Source organism: Candidatus Magasanikbacteria bacterium RIFOXYB2_FULL_38_10 (assembly GCA_001783145.1).
Classification (GTDB): Bacteria; Patescibacteriota; Patescibacteriia; order Magasanikbacterales; family UBA10003; genus GWC2-40-17.
Genome location: MFQT01000009.1, coordinates 33,496 through 51,207, shown reverse-complemented (window position 1 = coordinate 51,207; position 17,712 = coordinate 33,496). Strand labels below are relative to the sequence as shown.

Annotated in this window: 12 protein-coding genes, 1 tRNA gene and 1 pseudogene; 12 read left to right on the top strand and 2 right to left on the bottom strand. The window is 39.5% G+C overall.

The genetic code is table 11. The features are described from left to right. The 7 genes and pseudogenes from A2294_02540 (at nucleotide 1) to A2294_02510 (ending at nucleotide 12,136) form a co-directional block, all read left to right on the top strand. A pseudogene (locus A2294_02540) lies at nucleotides 1-388 on the top strand (hypothetical protein). Between the two features lie 1,119 nt (nucleotides 389-1,507). Continuing rightward, complete coding sequence (locus tag A2294_02535) at nucleotides 1,508-5,041, top strand: DNA-directed RNA polymerase subunit beta (GenBank protein OGH85818.1); 3,534 nt, start codon at nucleotides 1,508-1,510, stop codon at nucleotides 5,039-5,041. A gap of 26 nt (nucleotides 5,042-5,067) precedes the next feature. Beyond that, complete coding sequence (locus A2294_02530) at nucleotides 5,068-8,934, top strand: DNA-directed RNA polymerase subunit beta' (protein ID OGH85817.1); 3,867 nt, start codon at nucleotides 5,068-5,070, stop codon at nucleotides 8,932-8,934. Between the two features lie 44 nt (nucleotides 8,935-8,978). After that, entirely contained in the window at nucleotides 8,979-9,680 is a 702-nt protein-coding gene (locus tag A2294_02525) for a hypothetical protein (GenBank protein OGH85816.1), read from the top strand. A gap of 120 nt (nucleotides 9,681-9,800) precedes the next feature. Continuing rightward, complete coding sequence (locus A2294_02520; protein ID OGH85820.1) at nucleotides 9,801-10,271, top strand: crossover junction endodeoxyribonuclease RuvC; 471 nt, start codon at nucleotides 9,801-9,803, stop codon at nucleotides 10,269-10,271. Then, nucleotides 10,264-11,994, top strand: coding sequence for a DNA polymerase III (locus tag A2294_02515; GenBank protein OGH85815.1), 1,731 nt, complete (start codon nucleotides 10,264-10,266; stop codon nucleotides 11,992-11,994). Before A2294_02520 ends, A2294_02515 begins: the two co-directional genes overlap by 8 nt. A gap of 57 nt (nucleotides 11,995-12,051) precedes the next feature. After that, nucleotides 12,052-12,136, top strand: a tRNA-Leu gene (locus A2294_02510). Nucleotides 12,137-12,168: 32 nt separating this feature from the next. Here the strand turns inward: A2294_02510 and A2294_02505 are convergent. Continuing rightward, nucleotides 12,169-12,978: a hypothetical protein gene (locus A2294_02505; GenBank protein ID OGH85814.1), complete on the bottom strand. Its 810-nt coding sequence runs from the start codon at nucleotides 12,976-12,978 to the stop codon at nucleotides 12,169-12,171. 98 nt (nucleotides 12,979-13,076) lie between these two features. Between A2294_02505 and A2294_02500 the strand changes: the two genes are divergently transcribed. The 5 genes from A2294_02500 to A2294_02480 all read left to right on the top strand — a co-directional run bounded on the left by A2294_02500 (nucleotide 13,077) and on the right by A2294_02480 (nucleotide 15,676). Then, the gene (locus tag A2294_02500; GenBank protein ID OGH85813.1) at nucleotides 13,077-13,340 is read left to right on the top strand and encodes a hypothetical protein; all 264 of its coding nucleotides are present in this window, start codon (nucleotides 13,077-13,079) and stop codon (nucleotides 13,338-13,340) included. Nucleotide 13,341: 1 nt separating this feature from the next. Next, complete coding sequence (locus A2294_02495; GenBank protein ID OGH85812.1) at nucleotides 13,342-13,761, top strand: hypothetical protein; 420 nt, start codon at nucleotides 13,342-13,344, stop codon at nucleotides 13,759-13,761. 85 nt (nucleotides 13,762-13,846) lie between these two features. Beyond that, nucleotides 13,847-14,857, top strand: a complete 1,011-nt coding sequence (locus tag A2294_02490; GenBank protein OGH85811.1) for a Holliday junction DNA helicase RuvB — start codon at nucleotides 13,847-13,849, stop codon at nucleotides 14,855-14,857. A 5-nt stretch (nucleotides 14,858-14,862) separates the two neighbouring features. Further along, a complete protein-coding gene (locus A2294_02485; GenBank protein OGH85810.1) occupies nucleotides 14,863-15,117 on the top strand; it encodes a hypothetical protein in 255 nt (84 codons plus the stop codon). Nucleotides 15,118-15,121: 4 nt separating this feature from the next. Next, nucleotides 15,122-15,676 carry a hypothetical protein gene (locus A2294_02480; protein OGH85809.1) on the top strand — a complete coding sequence of 185 codons (555 nt, stop codon included), beginning with the start codon at nucleotides 15,122-15,124 and terminating at the stop codon, nucleotides 15,674-15,676. A gap of 36 nt (nucleotides 15,677-15,712) precedes the next feature. On the opposite strand, the gene A2294_02475 is transcribed toward A2294_02480, so the two are convergent. Then, nucleotides 15,713-17,581, bottom strand: coding sequence for a hypothetical protein (locus A2294_02475; protein OGH85808.1), 1,869 nt, complete (start codon nucleotides 17,579-17,581; stop codon nucleotides 15,713-15,715). Nucleotides 17,582-17,712 lie beyond the last annotated feature (131 nt).

Sequence of the window (17,712 nt, the reverse complement as noted above, 5' to 3'; positions counted from 1 at the left end):
TACGAGCGCCTCCGGTCAGACTAACAGCGGATCTACCGCTCAGGATTCACCAGATGCCGCTAATAATTCTTCAACGGATCCGGTGGGCAATGATCCTTTGTCTTCTGCGGAAGAAACAATCGACGGAGAAAATACCGCTCCTTTGGGCAATGAAAATAATTCTACGAATGCGGACAACAATCCTTCGGCTGATTCTGCTGATAATCAAGAGACTTCTCCGCCAACTGAGCCTTTGGTTGCCAATGAAAATTCCAATTCTCCCGCGCCAATACCTGTGGAACAAACACCTGTGGCGGAAACTTCGCCGCCCACCGCAAAAGATCCTCCCGCAGAATCTGCGCCTTTGTCAGCTCCAAGTCCTGATACCGGTGAAACGGCCACAAATTAAAAATCCCCTTTAAAGGGGATTTTTTGTGATTCAAGAGGCTGCGAACAGCGCCCCCACTTTTTTCAAACAGTGGTTTTTTGGTCTCACTAAATTTCGTTGAAAATTTAGTGGAACTTCGCTTCCCCCTTATTGCGGGAAGTTAAGTTAATGACCTAACTCCTATTTGTTTTTGTGAAGCTTGCCCGCAGCCCCTTGATTCCCAAGACAAATTTATTAAGGGCTAGAGTTTATTATAAAGTAAAATCAGCAAATTTTCAAGATGGATTTCTAGTGACGAAGAGGGAAATTTTTTTGAAAACAAAAGCCGACCCATATAAAAATAAGGGCCGGCTTTTTGAGGTAAGATCTGCAAAATTTAGGAGGATAGAAGGTCTGGTACGCATTCCTGCAAGCAGGAAGTCATCCAGGAATGGACATTTTTTAGGTTCAAGCGAAGTCTTGACCCCCCTGGCCTAAAAAAAATCCGGCAACTAATCTTGGGCCTGTTGGCTTGTTTAGTCGTTTATCTACCCCTCCTTAATTTTGGAGAACTTGGCAAAAAATAATGCAAAACCCTCAAAATTAAAGAGGATAGATGATCCAGTTTTTTCTCTAAATAAATAGAGAGTGTTCTGGAAAAGGAATGAACCTAGAGGCAAGCGAAGTTATTCACCTCGCTATATTGCCCTATTTTCATCCCGCCGATTACCTCGCCCTCCTTGGCTACTTAATCGGTTATCTTTCCCCTCCTTAATTTTAAGGATTTTTGGCTTATTTTAGCGTTTTAATGAACTTGTTTTGGCTTCTTCATCTTCAGAACATATTAGTATAGCACATTTTTCCACAGTTGTCAAGACCTTTAGTCACTTTTGGTGGACACTTTTATTAACAATCTATTTTTTTAGGCTAATTTAAGCTAAAAAATAAATCTTGACAAAGTTAAATAAAAAGATTTGACAAAAGTTTTTTTTTGCTGTACACTCTATTCAATCTTTGAATGGACCTAAGCCCCGAATAACGGGGAAAGGGGCTGTTCGCAAGGAACATTTACATGATTTCCCTTGCAATTTTCTCAAAAAACAATCAATAGAGGTTTGTACAACTCCAGAAAAATGAATCTGGAGAGTTTTTGTTTCTGCTTTGAGTGTAGTATATAAGGATAAAATTAAACCGGATATAAGAGTATTTAAGGCTGTGGGTTTTCCAATTACAAAATTATTTTATAAAAAATTAAAAACTAAGTATAAAAAAATTATGTCTTCCTCCACCAATATTTTAAAACCCAGAATTCATTTAAGAGAACAAGAAGAAGTAATGGATTTGCCCAATCTCATTTCCGTACAAAAAGATTCTTATGATTGGTTTTTAAAAACAGGCGTGAGGGAACTTTTTGACGAGGTCTCTCCAATTCAAGATTTTACCAATCGCGATTTGGAATTATATTTTGGTGAATACTATCTGGATGCACCCAAATTTGATGAAATTATTTGCCGCAACCGCAACATTACTTATGAAGCGGCCTTGCGTGTTAAGGCGCGCTTAACTAACAAAAGGACAGGTGAAAGCAAAGAGCAGGAAGTTTTTATGGGTGATTTTCCCGTCATGACCAAAACCGGCACCTTTATTATTAACGGTATTGAACGCGCGGTGGTTTCCCAGCTTATCCGTTCTGCCGGTGTTTTTTTTACTTCAGAAATTTTTCGCGGCCATCGTTATTACGGTGCCAAAATTATTCCCAACCGCGGCGCTTGGGTGGAAATTGAAACCGATTCCAACAATGTAATTTGGTGTAAAGTGGATAGAAAGCGCAAAGCCCCTATTACTATGTTGCTCCGCGCTTTTGGTTTTGGCAGTGATGAAGAAATTAGAAAATTATTTAAAGATGTAGATACTCACCCGCAAGTTAGATTCATAGAAAACACCTTGGCCAAAGACACTTCTAAAGATGAAGACTCCGGTCTTATTGGCATTTATCAAAGGATCCGTCCGGGCGATTTGGCTACCGCTGATAACGCGCGTTCTCTTATTCACGCCATGTTTTTTAATTTTGATCGTTATGATTTTTCCGCTGTCGGCCGCTATAAATTTAATCAACGTTTTGCCGTTAAAGAAGAAATTGATGTTCACGACAGAAGGTTCCGCACTTTAACCAAAGAAGATTTAGCTACCATCATTAAAGAAATCATTCATTTAAATATTACACAGGAAGAAGCGGATGATATTGACCATTTGGGTAACCGTCGCGTTAGGGCCGTGGGCGAACTGGTACAAAATCGCTTAAGAGTTGGTTTGGCCAGAATGGAGAGAATCGTCAAAGATAGAATGAGTACTATGGATGTGGGGGCTTTGACTCCCAATAAACTGATCAACGCGCGTCCGGTAATGGGTGTCACCCGCGAGTTTTTTATGTCCTCCCAACTTTCTCAGTTTATGGATCAAACCAATCCACTTGCCGAATTGGAACATAAAAGAAGGTTGTCGGCCATGGGTCCTGGCGGTTTGTCTAGGGACCGCGCCGGTTTTGATGTGCGCGACGTGCATACCACCCACTACGGCAGAATTTGTCCTATCGCCACTCCGGAAGGCCCTAACATTGGTCTGGTCACTCACTTAGCCTCTTACGCCAAAGTTAATCAGTTTGGTTTTATGGAGACCCCATTCCGTAAGGTTTTAAGGGAAGTTAAAAACGATTCTAAATTAACTGAAGGCGAGAAATTACAGGAAGATGTTTTAGATGCCAAAGGTAAACTGGTAGGCAAAAAAGATGAAAAAATTACCAAAGACTTGGCCAAAGACTTGGCCAAGTTGGATTTAGAAATTGTTAAAGTAAAACCACGCGTCACTAAAGAAATTGTTTGGCTTAATGCTTTTATGGAAGAAAAAGGCACTACCACTTCCGCTAACACTTTACGCGATAAAGAAGGTTATTTTATACATGATAAAGCCGAAGTTAGAAAGCACGGCGAACCTAGTTTTGAAGATGTTACCACTATAGATTATGTAGATGTGGCTCCTAACCAAATTGTTTCTGTGGCCACTTCTTGCATTCCCTTTTTGGAGCACGATGATTCTGTTCGCGCCCTTATGGGTACTAATATGCAGCGTCAGGCCGTGCCTTGTATTGCTCCCGAAGCACCGTTGGTTGGTACAGGTATGGAAAAACGCGCCGCTATGGATTCCGGCCATATTTTTATCGCTGAAAATGATGGCGTGATTGCTGAAGTGGATGGCGGTAAAGTTCAGATTTTAGAAGATGGCGGGGGATTGCGTACTTTCCAATTAAATAAATTTGTTCGTTCTAATGCCTCTACTTGCTTTAATCAACATCCCGTAGTCACTCGCGGACAGCGTGTTAAAGCCGGTGATATTTTAACCGATGGTCCGGCTATTTCTCAAGATGGTGAGTTGGCCTTGGGGCAAAATATTTTGGTAGCCTTTATGATTTGGGACGGCTACAATTTTGAAGATGCTATTATTATTTCCGAAAGATTGGTACAAAAAGATCGTTTCACTTCCATTCATATTGAAAATTACACTACGGATGTGCGTGAAACCAAACTGGGGCCGGAATTGGTTACCTCGGATATTCCCAATGTCAGTGAGGAAAAATTAAAAAATTTGGATTCCGAAGGTATTATTCGCATTGGCGCCAAAGTAAAATCCGGTGATATTTTGGTTGGTAAAATTACTCCTAAGGGTGAAACCGAACTTTCCGCTGAAGAAAAATTATTACGCGCCATTTTTGGCGAAAAAGCTCGTGATGTACGCGACTCCTCTTTATATTTGGAGCACGGCGAACACGGCACAGTAGTAGACGTTAAAATTTTCTCTGCGGAAAACGGCGATAAATTACCGCCGGGAGTTATTAAATCCGTTCAAGTTTCTATTGCGGACATGAGAAAAATTCAAGTGGGCGACAAAATGGCGGGCCGTCATGGCAATAAAGGTATTGTTTCCAAAATCGTGCCAGTGGCCGATATGCCTTTTTTAGCCGATGGTACTCCCGTGGACATTATTTTGAGCCCTCTCGGCATTATTTCCCGTATGAATTTGGGACAGATTATGGAAACTGTTTTAGGTTCCGCCGCCAATAAATTCAGATACAAGGTGGCTTCACCGGTTTTAGCCGGTATTTCCGAAGAAAAAATTACTGAGGAATTAAAACGAGCCGGTTATGATCCCGATGGTCAGGCTCAGCTTTATGACGGTCGCACCGGCGAGTCCTTTGATCATCAAAGCACCATTGGTTATATTTATATGTTAAAGCTTAATCACATGGTGGAAGACAAAATTCATCAACGCTCCATTGGTCCTTATTCTTTAATTACTCAACAGCCTCTTGGCGGTAAGGCGCAATTTGGCGGCCAGAGATTTGGTGAAATGGAGGTGTGGGCTTTGGAAGGCTATGGCGCCGCCGCCACTTTGCAAGAAATTTTGACCATTAAATCCGATGACGTAGCCGGACGCGCCAAGGCTTACGAATCTATTATTAAGGGAGAGCCGATCACTCGCTTGGCTATTCCCGAATCCTTTAATGTTCTAGTAAGAGAATTAAAAGGCTTAGGTTTAGATGTGGAATTGTTGAAAAAGAGAGAAGGTAAGAAAGAAGTTGAATATGATGTAGTTAAAGAAGGTGCGGAGGAAGAAATTCTGAAACAAGAAGAAAAAAACTAAAAATATAAAAATCTATATCTAAAAATATGTTTAAAGATACCTTACTAGAATTTGATGCCATCCGTTTAAAACTGGCTTCACCCGAGACTATTAAAGAATGGTCTTATGGGGAGGTCACCAAGCCGGAAACCATTAACTACCGTACGCAAAATCCGGAAAAGGGCGGCTTGTTTGCCGAAGAAATTTTTGGCCCTACCAAAGATTGGGAGTGCTATTGTGGCAAATATAAAAAGATTCGCTATAAAGGAATTATTTGCGACAAATGCGGCGTAGAGGTGACGCACTCTTCAGTGCGTCGTGAAAGAATGGGACATATTGTGTTAGTTTCTCCCACTTCTCATATTTGGTTTTTGCGCTCCACTCCTTCCAAATTAGGATTGGTTTTAGATGTTTCACTTCAAAAATTGGAACGCGTTATCTATTTTGTGGATTTTATCATTACTTCTGTTGATGAAAATTTAAAACAAGAAACCGATTTGAAATTGAAAGAAGAATATAAAAACAAACGCAAACAGATAGAAAATGAATTTCAAGCTAAAATTAAAAATACGGCCGGCACCAAGGCGCAAGAAGAAAAAATGTTGCAGGAAAAAGAAAGGAAATTAGCCGCTTTAGAAGCCGATTATTTGTCTGCTCAAGCGGAAATTAAAAAAATAGAGCCGTTAAATGTTTTATCAGAAATTGAATATCAGGAACTGTCTTTGCGTTACGGTCATATTTTTGAAGCCGGTATTGGCGGTGAAGCGGTAAGGGATTTGCTGGCCACAATTAATTTGGAAAAAACCATTGAAGAATTATCTGCGGAAATTAAAGAGGCTCCACCGGCAAGACAAGAAAGATTAGTTAAGCGTTTGAAGCTTTTTAAGAGCATGCTCCGTAATAAAATCAGGCCGGAATGGATGATTATGACCACTGTGCCGGTTATTCCACCGGATTTACGTCCTATGGTGGCTTTGGATGGCGGTCGTTTTGCCACTTCTGATTTGAATGATTTGTATCGCCGAGTTTTGAATCGTAATAATCGTTTAAAAAGATTGATTGAATTAAACGCCCCGGAAATTATTTGCCGCAATGAAAAAAGAATGTTGCAGGAAGCCGTGGATGCTTTAATTGACAATAGCGCGAGGCAAAGTAAGACAGTGGCCGCTTCTACCGGCCAGAGACGCCAATTAAAATCTTTGGCAGATATTCTAAAAGGCAAACAAGGCCGCTTTAGACAAAATTTGCTCGGTAAAAGAACCGATTATTCCGGCCGTTCGGTTATTGTGGTAGGTCCGGAATTAAATATGGATCAATGTGGTTTGCCTAAACGCATGGCTTTGGAATTGTTCAAACCTTTTGTCATGAGCAAAATTATTGAAAGAGGTTTGGCGCATAATGTGCGCTCCGCCTCCAGATTTATGGAAGCCGATCATGACGAGGTTTGGGATATTTTGGAAGAAGTCACTAAAGATACCTTTGTCTTGTTGAATCGCGCTCCAACCTTGCATCGCCTGGGTATTCAGGCCTTTAGGCCAATTTTAATGGAAGGCAAGGCTATTCGTTTGCATCCTTTGGTTTGTACCGCCTTCAATGCGGATTTTGATGGAGACCAGATGGCTGTGCATGTTCCCTTAACCGAACAAGCTAGATACGAGGCTAAGGAGATTATGCTTTCCACTAAAAATTTATTAAAACCAGCCACAGGTTCCCCCATTGTCACTCCTAAACAGGATATTGCCTGGGGTGTGTTTTATCTTACTTCACTTGATGATAGGCTTACCGCCGATAAATTAAAATCTTTTACCAACATTAGAGAAGCGGAAATGGCCTATAAATTGCGCCAGATTAAATTACAGCAAAAGATTTTAGTGCGCTTTGATGATTTAAGCAAATTTCCCAAAGATACCAAATCTTTAATTGAGACCACCATGGGTAGAATTTTATTTAATCAGGTTTTGCCCGATGGTATGCCTTATTACAATGAAATTGTGCCGGTAAAAAAATTAGGTGAAATTGTAAAGACCGCTCTGGAAATGTTTGGTTTTGAAAAAACCGCTTTAATGTTGGATCAAATAAAAACTTTAGGTTACAAATACATTACCAAATCCGGTTATTCTTTGAATATGCATGACTTTCCTAAACTGACTGCCAAAAAAGCCATTATTGATGAGGGTGATAGACAAGTGGCGGAAATTGAAGGACAGTACGCGGAAGGTTTACTGACCGATCAGGAAAGACATGTTAAAATTATTGAAGTTTGGACAAAAACTAAAGATGAGGTGGTAAAAATCAGCCGCACTGCTTTGGATCCTTACTCCTCCGTTTCTTCCATTATTGAATCCGGTGCCCGCGGTTCTTGGGGACAGCTTACCCAGGTCATTGGTATGAAAGGCTTGGTGACCAACCCGGCCGGTAAAATTATAGAATTGCCGGTGAAGGGAAGCTTTAAGGAAGGTTTTGATGTTATTGAATATTTCATTTCCACTCACGGTGCCAGAAAAGGTTTGACTGATATGGCTCTTAGAACCGCCAATGCCGGTTATTTGACTCGCCGCTTGGTGGATGTGGCTCAAGATATTATTATTCATGCTGAAGATTGCGGATCGGATGAAGGCGTGATGTTAACAATTAAAGATAGCGAAGAAATTGGTGAAAAAATCGGCAACCGCGCTTTTGGCCGCGTAGTTTTGCATGATGTGATTAATCCTCAAACCAAAAAAGCCATTGTCAAAAAGGATGAATATGTTAATGAAAAGCAGGCTAGAGAAATTGATAAAGCCAAAGTGGATGATATAAAAGTTAGAAGCGTTTTGCATTGCCGCTTAGCCAAGGGCGTTTGTCAAAAATGTTATGGCTATGATTTAGGCAAGAGCCAGCCGGCAGAATTTGGCACCGCTGTAGGTATCATTGCCGCCCAATCTATCGGTGAACCTGGTACACAGCTGACACTCCGCACCTTTCATACCGGTGGCGTGGCTTCCGATGAAGATATTACTCAAGGTTTGCCTCGCGTGGAAGAATTATTTGAAATTCGTCCGCCTAAGAAAAAAGCCTTTATTGCCGATGTGGCCGGCCGCGTGGAAATTGCTTCGGTGGAAAAAAGAATTATAGAAGGGCCTGACGGGGAAAAGATTTTTGAAGGTCGCTTTGGTCAAAAAGTTATTAAAATTAAATTTGCCGATGTTGGCGAATCTGTTTATGATGTTGGCAAAGGAGATACGGTGGCAGTGGAAAATGGCGCCGCGGTTAAAGGAAATGCTTTGCTGATTACTAAAAAGGATGGCACAGAAATAAAAGCCGTTCGGCCCGGTAATGCCGTGGTGGAAGGTAAGAAAGTTAAAATTATAGGCGAAGTGGAAGGTGAAAATGAATACATTATTCCCAGCGGTTATGTTTTGTGGGTAAAAACCGGCGACTTGGTTGGAGTGGGCGATCAGTTGACTGATGGGCATTTAGACTTGAGTTTACTTTATCAGTTGCGCGGCAAAGAAGCTGTACAAAAGTATATTAAAGATGAAATTCAGGATATTTATTCTTCCCAGGGTCAGAAGTTGAATGATAAACATATTGAGGTAATCATCAAACAGTTATTTTCTAGAGTCTATATTACTCAATCTGGAGATACAGAATTATTGCCGGGCGAAATTGTGGAACGCGCTTCCTTTTTGGACGAAAATACTCGTGTTAAAAAAACCAACGGCAAGATGGCCGAGGGAGATGAATTACTTTTGGGCATTACCAAAGTTTCCTTGTCTACCGATTCGTTCCTCTCCTCTGCCTCTTTTCAAGAAACGGCTCGCGTATTAATCAATGCGGCTATCACCGGTAAGGTGGATAGATTGGAAGGCTTAAAAGAAAATGTTATTATTGGTCGCCAGATTCCAGCCGGTACCGGGTTTAGAAAAAAGTAAAATAAAAACCCCTCCTTATGTGGAGGGGTTTTTAAAGAAAAAATATGTCCAAACATTCCAAATGGTCAAAAATCAAAAATCAAAAATTTTCTGCTGATGTTAAAAAAAGCGCTACTTTTACCAAGTTTATTAGGGGTATTGCGGTAGCGGCTCGCGAAGGCGTAGATCCGGCTAAGAATTTTAAGTTGCGTATGGCCTTGGACTCTGCCAAAGCCGCCGGAGTGCCCAAAGATACGATTGATCGCGCTTTGGCCAGGGCTTCTGGCGAGGGTGAGGCTTTGGAAGAGGCTTTATATGAAGCTTTGGGTCCGGGAAAAGTTGGCATTATGATTGAGGCGGTGACTAATAATAAAAATCGCACTTTTAATGATTTGCGTAAACTTTTAGATGATCATGGTGGAGTTTTAGGCCAAAGCGGGACTGTGGGGTGGCAGTTTACCAGGTTTGGAGTGGTACGTTTGAATGTTTCTAAAAATGATAATTTGGAATTACAATTGATTGATTTGGGAGCTGAGGATATTAAAGAAGAAGATGGTGGCTTAACCATTTATACTCAAGTGCCTAATTTTCAGAATTTATTAGAAGGTTTGGAAAAAATGGGTTTAAAACCGGAATATCAAGGTTTGGAGTGGGTGGCTAAAGAGCCTGTGGAAGTTGATGAAACAGTTCATGGTAAATTGGAAAAATTATATGAAGATTTAGATGAGGCAGATGATGTTCAAAATTACTACACCAGTGAAGCTTAAAGAAAAATCGTTCCTAAGGGAGCGGTTTTTTTTGATTTAAAAATTATGGTATAATTTTGGTGTAATTTACTTACTTGTTGCTTAAATATAAAAGTAAATATGGCTGGTAAAGTTAAAAAGATTTTAGGTATTGATCCGGGATTCCACAGGATGGGTTACGGAGTGATAGAATCAATTGGTTCTAAAATTAAAATGATCGATTACGGTTCTACGGAAACTTCTAAAACCAAAAGTATAGGAGAACGTATTTTAGAAATTTCTTGCGTTTTGCGTGAAATAATAAAAAAACATCAGCCGGACAGTTTAATTTTGGAAGAATTATTCTTTTTTAAGAATTTAAAAACCGCCATCAACGTAGCTCAGGCGCGCGGTGCTATTATTTTGGTGGCTGAGGAGTGTTGCCTGCCGGTAGTAGAACTAACTCCCTTGCAGGTGAAACAGTCTGTCACTGGTTTTGGTAGGGCGGAAAAAGGACAGATTCAAAAAATGGTCAAAACCTTGCTTAATTTAAAAGAAATTCCTAAACCAGATGATGCGGCCGATGCTTTGGCGATTGCTATTGCGGGAAGTAGCTGGGTAAAATATGAATAATACAAATCAAGAAATCGCAAAAATTTTTCGCCACATCGCTTTTATTCTAGAAGTTCAAGGCGTGGCTTTTAAACCCCGCGCTCACGAACGAGCCGCTGAAAGTTTAGAAAATTTAAACCAAGACGTTTTGGCTTTGTATAACATTGGCGGTGTTAAGGCTTTACTAGAAATTCCGGCGGTTGGCAAAGGTCTGGCCGATCATATTGAAGAATACATTAAAACCAAAAAAATCACCGAATACGAAAAGTTACGTAAAAGTTTTCCTGTAGATATTGAAGAATTGTCTTCGGTGGAAGGTTTGGGGCCAAAAAAAGTTAAGGAACTTTATGAAAAATTAGGGGTGAAGAATTTGATAGATCTAGAAAAAGCAGTGCAGCAGGGAAAGGTGGCAGACTTAGAAAGATTTGGTCAAAAAAGTGAGGAAAATATTAAAAAAGGAATTGAATTTTTAAAAAAATCCACCGGACGCGTACCTTTGGGGCATATTTTACCTTTGGTTAGAGAAATTGAAAGTAAACTTAGCGCAGTTAGTGGAGTAAAAAAAGTGGTGGTTGCAGGGTCAGTTAGACGCTTCCAAGAAACTGTGGGGGATATAGATTTGCTCGCTACTTCCACCCATCCTAAAAAAGTAATGGAGGTTTTTGCCAATTTGCCAGAGGTGCAAAGCGTTTATGCTAAGGGCTTAACCAAAACTTTAGTGCGCCTTAAAATTGGGTTGGACGCGGATTTGCGCGTGGTTGCACCCGAGTCTTTTGGCGCCGCCTTGCAATATTTTACCGGAGATAAAAATCATAATGTTAAGTTGCGAGTGATCGCTATAAAAAAAGGATACAAATTGAATGAGTATGGTTTGTTTAAGGGTACAAAAAATATCGCCTGCAAAACAGAAGAAGAAATTTATGAAAAGTTAGAAATGGATTGTCCGGCTCCTGAATTGCGCAGGGATAGTGGAGAAATTGAAGCGGCGCAGAAGCGGAAACTTCCCAAAATTATTCCTTTTGGATCCTTAAAAGGTGATTTGCAAACTACCACTAATTGGACTGACGGCACTGTCTCTATAAAAGAAATGGCCCGGGCGGCGCAAAAATATGGTTTAGAATATATTGCCATTACCGACCACACCAAAAGTTTGGCAATGGCTAATGGTTTAAATGAAAAGAGTTTGGCCGAGCAGTGTAAAGAAATTGATAAGTTAAATGCACAAAATAAAAATTTTAAAATTATCAAAAGCGCGGAAGTAAACATTAACAAAGATGGGACTTTAGATATTGATGATATTACTTTAGCTAAGTTGGAAATTGTCAGCGCGGCTGTACATTCCTCTTTTAAGATGAAAAAAGAAGAAATGACTAAAAGAATTATTAGGGCGTTTGAACATCCTTTGCTAAATATTTTGTTTCACCCTACTGGTAGGCTAATCAATCGCCGCGAACCTTATGAACTGGATATGGAAAGAATAATTAAGGCCGCCAAGGCCAATAATGTGGCTTTGGAGCTAGACTGTTTTCCCGATAGGATGGATTTAAAAGATATCTATATTAGGCAAGCCGTGGCTAGGGGAGTAAAAATCGCCATTGATACAGATGCCCATCATCCCAGTCACTTTCAATTTTTAGAGCTCGGAATTGGTACAGCCAGGCGTGCTTGGGTTAAAAAGGAAGATGTAATCAACACGTGGCCATTGGAAAAATTGTTAAAATGGGCTAGAGATAAAAGGCTTTAAACAGGGTGTTTAAAAGAGTTGACGATTGGAAAGTTTTTTGGTTTAATATAGCTACTTGCCGCTGTGGTGAAATGGTATACACACTACACTTAAAATGTAGCGCCCTCAAGGCATGCCGGTTCGAGTCCGGCCAGCGGCACCAAGATTTAAAAAAAAGCAGCTTTTTAGCTGCTTTTAAAATTGCGTGATGAACTGTTTTAATTCTTTCATCTTTTTTTGCATCGCCTTTTGTCCTTCTTCCATAAAATCTTTACCGTCTAAGAAGTGTTCTATTCCTAGTAAAGTATTGTCGTGAATGTGTGGCGTTACTATTATATCTGCCAAATTAGAATCTTTCTCCGCCAAATGAAAACGGGCAATATCTAAGAGTGGTCCTATCAAAGAAGGGATATGTACCGTTTTATATTTTTTGGGTTGATGCAGATAATGATCCAAATTAACCCCAATAACAATATCTGCACCCATTTTTTTAACCACTTGCACTGGGACGGGCTGGCTTAAACCGCCATCAACTAATAATTTTCCCTCACGACGCAAGGGTTTAAATAATACAGGAATGGAAAAACTGGCTTGCAGGGCGGAAACAAAATCGCCTGTATTAATAATTTCTGTCTCTCCTGTTTCTATGTCCGTAGCCACTGCGCAAAAGGGAATTAACAAATTTTTAAAATCTTTAGCTGCTAAATTTTTTCTTAAAAAGTCAGCCATTTTTTTGCCATTGATAATTCCACCATTAAAGCCGGCAAAATCAGTTAGAAAATCAAAAATTTTTCTCCAAGTGTTGGAGGATATCAGTTCTCTGGCAACTTTTATGTCTTTGGTGGCGGAGTAAATTCCGCCAATCACTGCTCCAGCACTGGATCCGGCGATATAATCAATGGTAATGCCGTTTTTTTCTAACACCTCTATTACGCCAATATGAGCAAGACCTCTGGATCCGCCGCTACCCAGGGCCAGGCCAATTTTAGGTTTATTTGGTTTCATGTAGTTAAGTTTAGCATAAAAATTTGTTTAAAGTAAGCGGATAAAATTTCGGGTTTAATATTTGACCAGTATCTTAACATATGTTAAGATACTAACATATGATTAACAACAACAAAAAATACCTATCTACAATAGAATTAGCCAAAATATTGGGCGTCAGTAGAATCACGATTTTTAACCGCGTTAAAAAAGGAATGATCAAAGCTGAAAAAATCGGTCGAAATTTTGTAATAAATCAACAGGATTTGCCGGAAATTTTAGGTAATAATCTAACGCGAAAAGATAAAGAAGAAATTGAAAAAGCTGTTAAGAAAACAGTCGCCGAATACGGGGAAACATTAAAGTTATTGGGGAAAGAATAATATGAAAAAAATAACCTTAAAAGAGGTTGAATTTTTGGCACTCAATTTAGCAAAAGAGATGATGGCTTGGAATGAACCGATACCTGATTTTGGAACCAGATTTCCAAATATTTTAGAGAGTTGTCTGGCCGGACCATTTTATTCATTTCAAGGCAAAAATTTATATCACGGAACGGTAGAGCAGTCTTCCATATTATTTTATCTGATGATAAAGAATCATCCTTTTCAAAATGGCAATAAAAGAATTGCCATGACGACTCTATTCGTATTTTTATATAAAAGGAAAAAATGGCTTAAAGTGGATAATCAAGAATTGTATAATTTTGCAAAATGGGTGGCGGAAAGCAATCCTAAATTAAAAGATGAAACTGTAAAAGCGATAGAAAAGTTTGTTAAGACCTATATAACAGACCTAAAATGATCCTGTCTTATAAAGACACCTCTTAAAAAAACGGTCAAATTTTTTTGATTGCCAAAATATCCTTAAACTGCTATAATTTAGCATTATGGAACGCGTTGTTTCCCCTCAAGTTAAAGAAGATGAAATTAAATTAGACACCACTTTGCGCCCACAAAGTTTGGGTGAATTTGTAGGCCAAGAAAGAATCAAAGGTAATTTGCAAATTTTTATTGATGCAGCCAAAGGACGAGGTGAAACCATTGAACATGTTTTGTTGTATGGCAATCCGGGATTAGGCAAAACCACTCTGGCGCACATCATTGCCAAAGAAATGGGCGCTAACATTAAAGTGACTTCTGGTCCGGCTTTGGAGAGAGTAGGTGATTTGGCTGCCATTTTAACTTCACTAGAGACCGGTGATATTTTATTTGTTGATGAAATTCATCGCATGAATAAAACCATTGAAGAGGTTTTGTATCCGGCTTTGGAAGATTATGCTTTGGATATTATTATTGGCAAGGGCCCGGGCGCCAGGACTTTAAGAGTGGATTTGAATAGGTTCACCTTAATTGGCGCCACTACCAAAATGAGTTTGCTCTCTGGCCCTTTGCGGGATCGCTTTGGTGCTATTTATCATTTAAACTATTATGAAGAACCAGAGATTGAACAAATTGTAAATCGTAGTTCCAAAATTTTAGACATTGCTTTAGAAAAAAAATCCGCAGAAATGATTGCTTCTTCGGCACGTCGCACTCCCAGAATTGCCAATCGTTTATTAAAACGTGTGCGTGATTTTGCTCAAGTAAAAGGCGATGGGGTTATTACAGAAGATTTGGCCAGAGAGGCTTTAAAAATGTTAGAAATTGATGAGGCAGGACTAGACCAAATTGACCGGCTTATTTTGGAAGTGATGATTAACAAATTTGATGGTGGGCCAGTGGGATTAAATACCTTGGCCGCGGCTACAGCCGAAGAGATAGAAACAATAGAAGAAATTTATGAACCGTTTTTATTGCAACGCGGACTTATTAATCGCACGCCACGCGGCCGCATTGTGACCGGTCTTGCCTATAAACATTTGGGTCTTCAAGCACCCACTCAACAAAATTTAATTTAATTTATATGGCTTTCCCTCTTTATTATCTCTTATTTCCCTTAGCTGTTTTTGGCGCAATTTATGCGATTTTTGTTTTAATGGACTTATATCATCTGGCCAGTTTTGCCGAAATGCATTTTACCAGCTTTGTAATGACTTTTATTTTTTTAGCCGGTGTGGCTTATATTTGTTTTTGGGGTTGGACATTTTTAGCTCCTTTAAATTGGAATGAGACTGTTACTATTTTCAACGGTATTACTTTTAATGCCCCTACTTACTAAACATATGTTATACAGCCAAGTCATTAAACAAAAAAATTACGAGAAAATAATGCATTTATTGCGCCGCGACATTATCACCCTTATCCCCTATGTTTTATTTTTGTTTTTACTTTTAGCAGTAGAGTTGGGCATTTATTATTTGTTAAAAAATTTATTTCCCGAATTGTTTTTAAAGAATTTTACTTTAGCCATTTTATATCTGGTGGCTTTTATTTATACTTTATCTGTTTGGCTGTTTTTTTACACTGCTTTTGTTAATTATTTTTTGGATATGTGGATTATTACCAATGACCGAATTGTAGATATTAGACAAAAAGGTTTGTTTGCCAGAGTGGTGGCCGAGTTAGATTTGTTTAGAGTACAAGATGTCACCTCGGAGGCCCACGGAATTTTTGCCACTATGTTTGATTTTGGCAATGTTTATATTCAAACTGCCGGCGAGCAAGAGCGTTTTGTCTTTTATAACATTCCCGAACCTCACAAAATTAGGGAGGCGATTATTAGGTTAGCTGATGAAGACAGAAAATTTCACAATGCCGATATGATGAAGGAACAGTAAAGAGAAACAAAAAATCCCTTTAAAGGGATTTTTTGTTTAATACATTTTCTGCAAATCTATACCGGTGTAGTAGTATTTTAAAATATCATCCCAATTGGACCCATCCTTGGCACGGTATAACCCGTCGCGAGCAGACATACCTACCCCGTGTCCCCATTGGGTTTTGCCTTTATCATAAGGGGTGGTAACTGCTACCAACCAGGGTTTTTCCGCGCCCCACACCGCTTTGGCGCTTTTAGTTTTGCCGTTGGAGCGGGCAAAATAAGGCGTATCGGCCGGTTCGTTATTATAAGTGGCTACAAAGCCACGAGTTTCTTCTATCGCTATAACCATGTTGGGTGAAATTTTTTCTCTTACATATCCTCTATAAACCTGATCATTATCCGCGTCTAAATCAAAATGGCCCAGCAAATGACGGCCGGGGTTTTTAAGTTGATAATAGGCATAGCTTCTTTCTGCCACTGCCATGGCCTTTAAGAATTCTGTTGGTGAAGAATCGCTTTCTTCCGCCATGCCTTTTAAATAATTTTCCATGCCTAGTTCATTAATCACCCAAACATATCCGGTTTCCGCCAATCTTAATTCTAAGGTATCGCGAAATTCGTTGTAATTAATATTGTTGCCCCAACGAGCCAGTAGTTCGTGGTTGCTGATGGTAAAGTAAGCGTTCAAATCCAGCGGAGCCAACCGCAGCGGTCTGTCCGAAATTATTTTTTGTTCACCCAAAACGGCAAAATATTTTTTGCTGTCTTCATCGTAAGAAAGCAGAACTTTATTTCCAGGTATGATGCGTCCCAATTCTAATCCGTCCGTGTCTTTAATAGTATAATCAAAAGGAGAAACAAATTCTAAAGGCTCCTCGGTGGTAAATAAACCAATTCTAACTCGGGTGTCATCAATAATTATGTTAGATGAATCATCGGCTACATTTTCCAGTGGATTTTGATTGATTACCGTCACGGGTAAGTCAAAATTGCCCCCCTCAATTTTTTGTCCATTGATGAGTAAAGAAAAATGCAAAGTAAAAATTCCAGACCGTTCGGGCGCTCTTAAGGGGATTTGATAAATTTCCGTTTGCCCATTTTTAATTGGGGTAGTAGAAAATTCAGAGATGGTATTGTTGTTCAGCCAAGCAGTGGAAGCAAAAGAATTGCCGGTGCTAACTCCTGCCAAAGAAACGTTGTTCAAAATTAAGGTTCTTTTGTCCCAATTTTGTTTGCCTTTATTGATAAATAATAAGGCGGTGGTTTTTTCTTCGCCGTAATTTAAAGAGACTGGTTCCATTTTGCTTAGCTTCATGGCTTCCAGATCTTTTTTGTTAAATTCAATTTTGGGAGGATTTAAAAAAGCATTATCGGCAGTTTCGGCTTCTATATCACCGGTGGCCTTGTCGCTTGCATCATTTATGGCGGAACTTGTTTTGCCCACATTTACCACCAGTTCAAATTGTCCACCTTTAACCCAGGCTTTGTTTTCCGCCGCCAGGGCAAAGGTTTCTTTGTAGGTACCAGCTTTTTGTGGCGCCTTGATTTCCAGTTCAAAATAACCCTTGCTATTTGGCCCGGCCAAAGAATCTTTTAATTTGGTTGGATGGCTGTAAGAGAGCCATGAAGCGGCGGCTAATTTACTGGCATGATATTTGGGGCTGTAAGTATAAATGGAGACGTAATTTTTACCTGTGTTGCGCCAGTTGTAAGTTCCGCGGTTATAAAAACCGATTTTGATTTGTTTAACTTCTCCTGGCGCTAAGTTTATTTCTGAAATTTTAGAATATTGTTCCGCTGCCCAATCTGGAATGGTAGTCTTGGCTAAAACAGGGGAGATGGATAAACCGTTAAACAAAAAAGCGGCAAAAAATAGTATTAAAGCCAGTTTTAGGTGTTTTTTAATACTGCGGGTTTTCATAATAAAAGTATCATACCAATAATGTTGTCTTGGGGCAATGTGGATAGTTTATTTTTTGGCTAAATTATGGCATTGCCCTCCAAAGCCTTGCAAGCTTTTGGAGGGCTTTTTTTGTCTTCTTTTCCTAAATA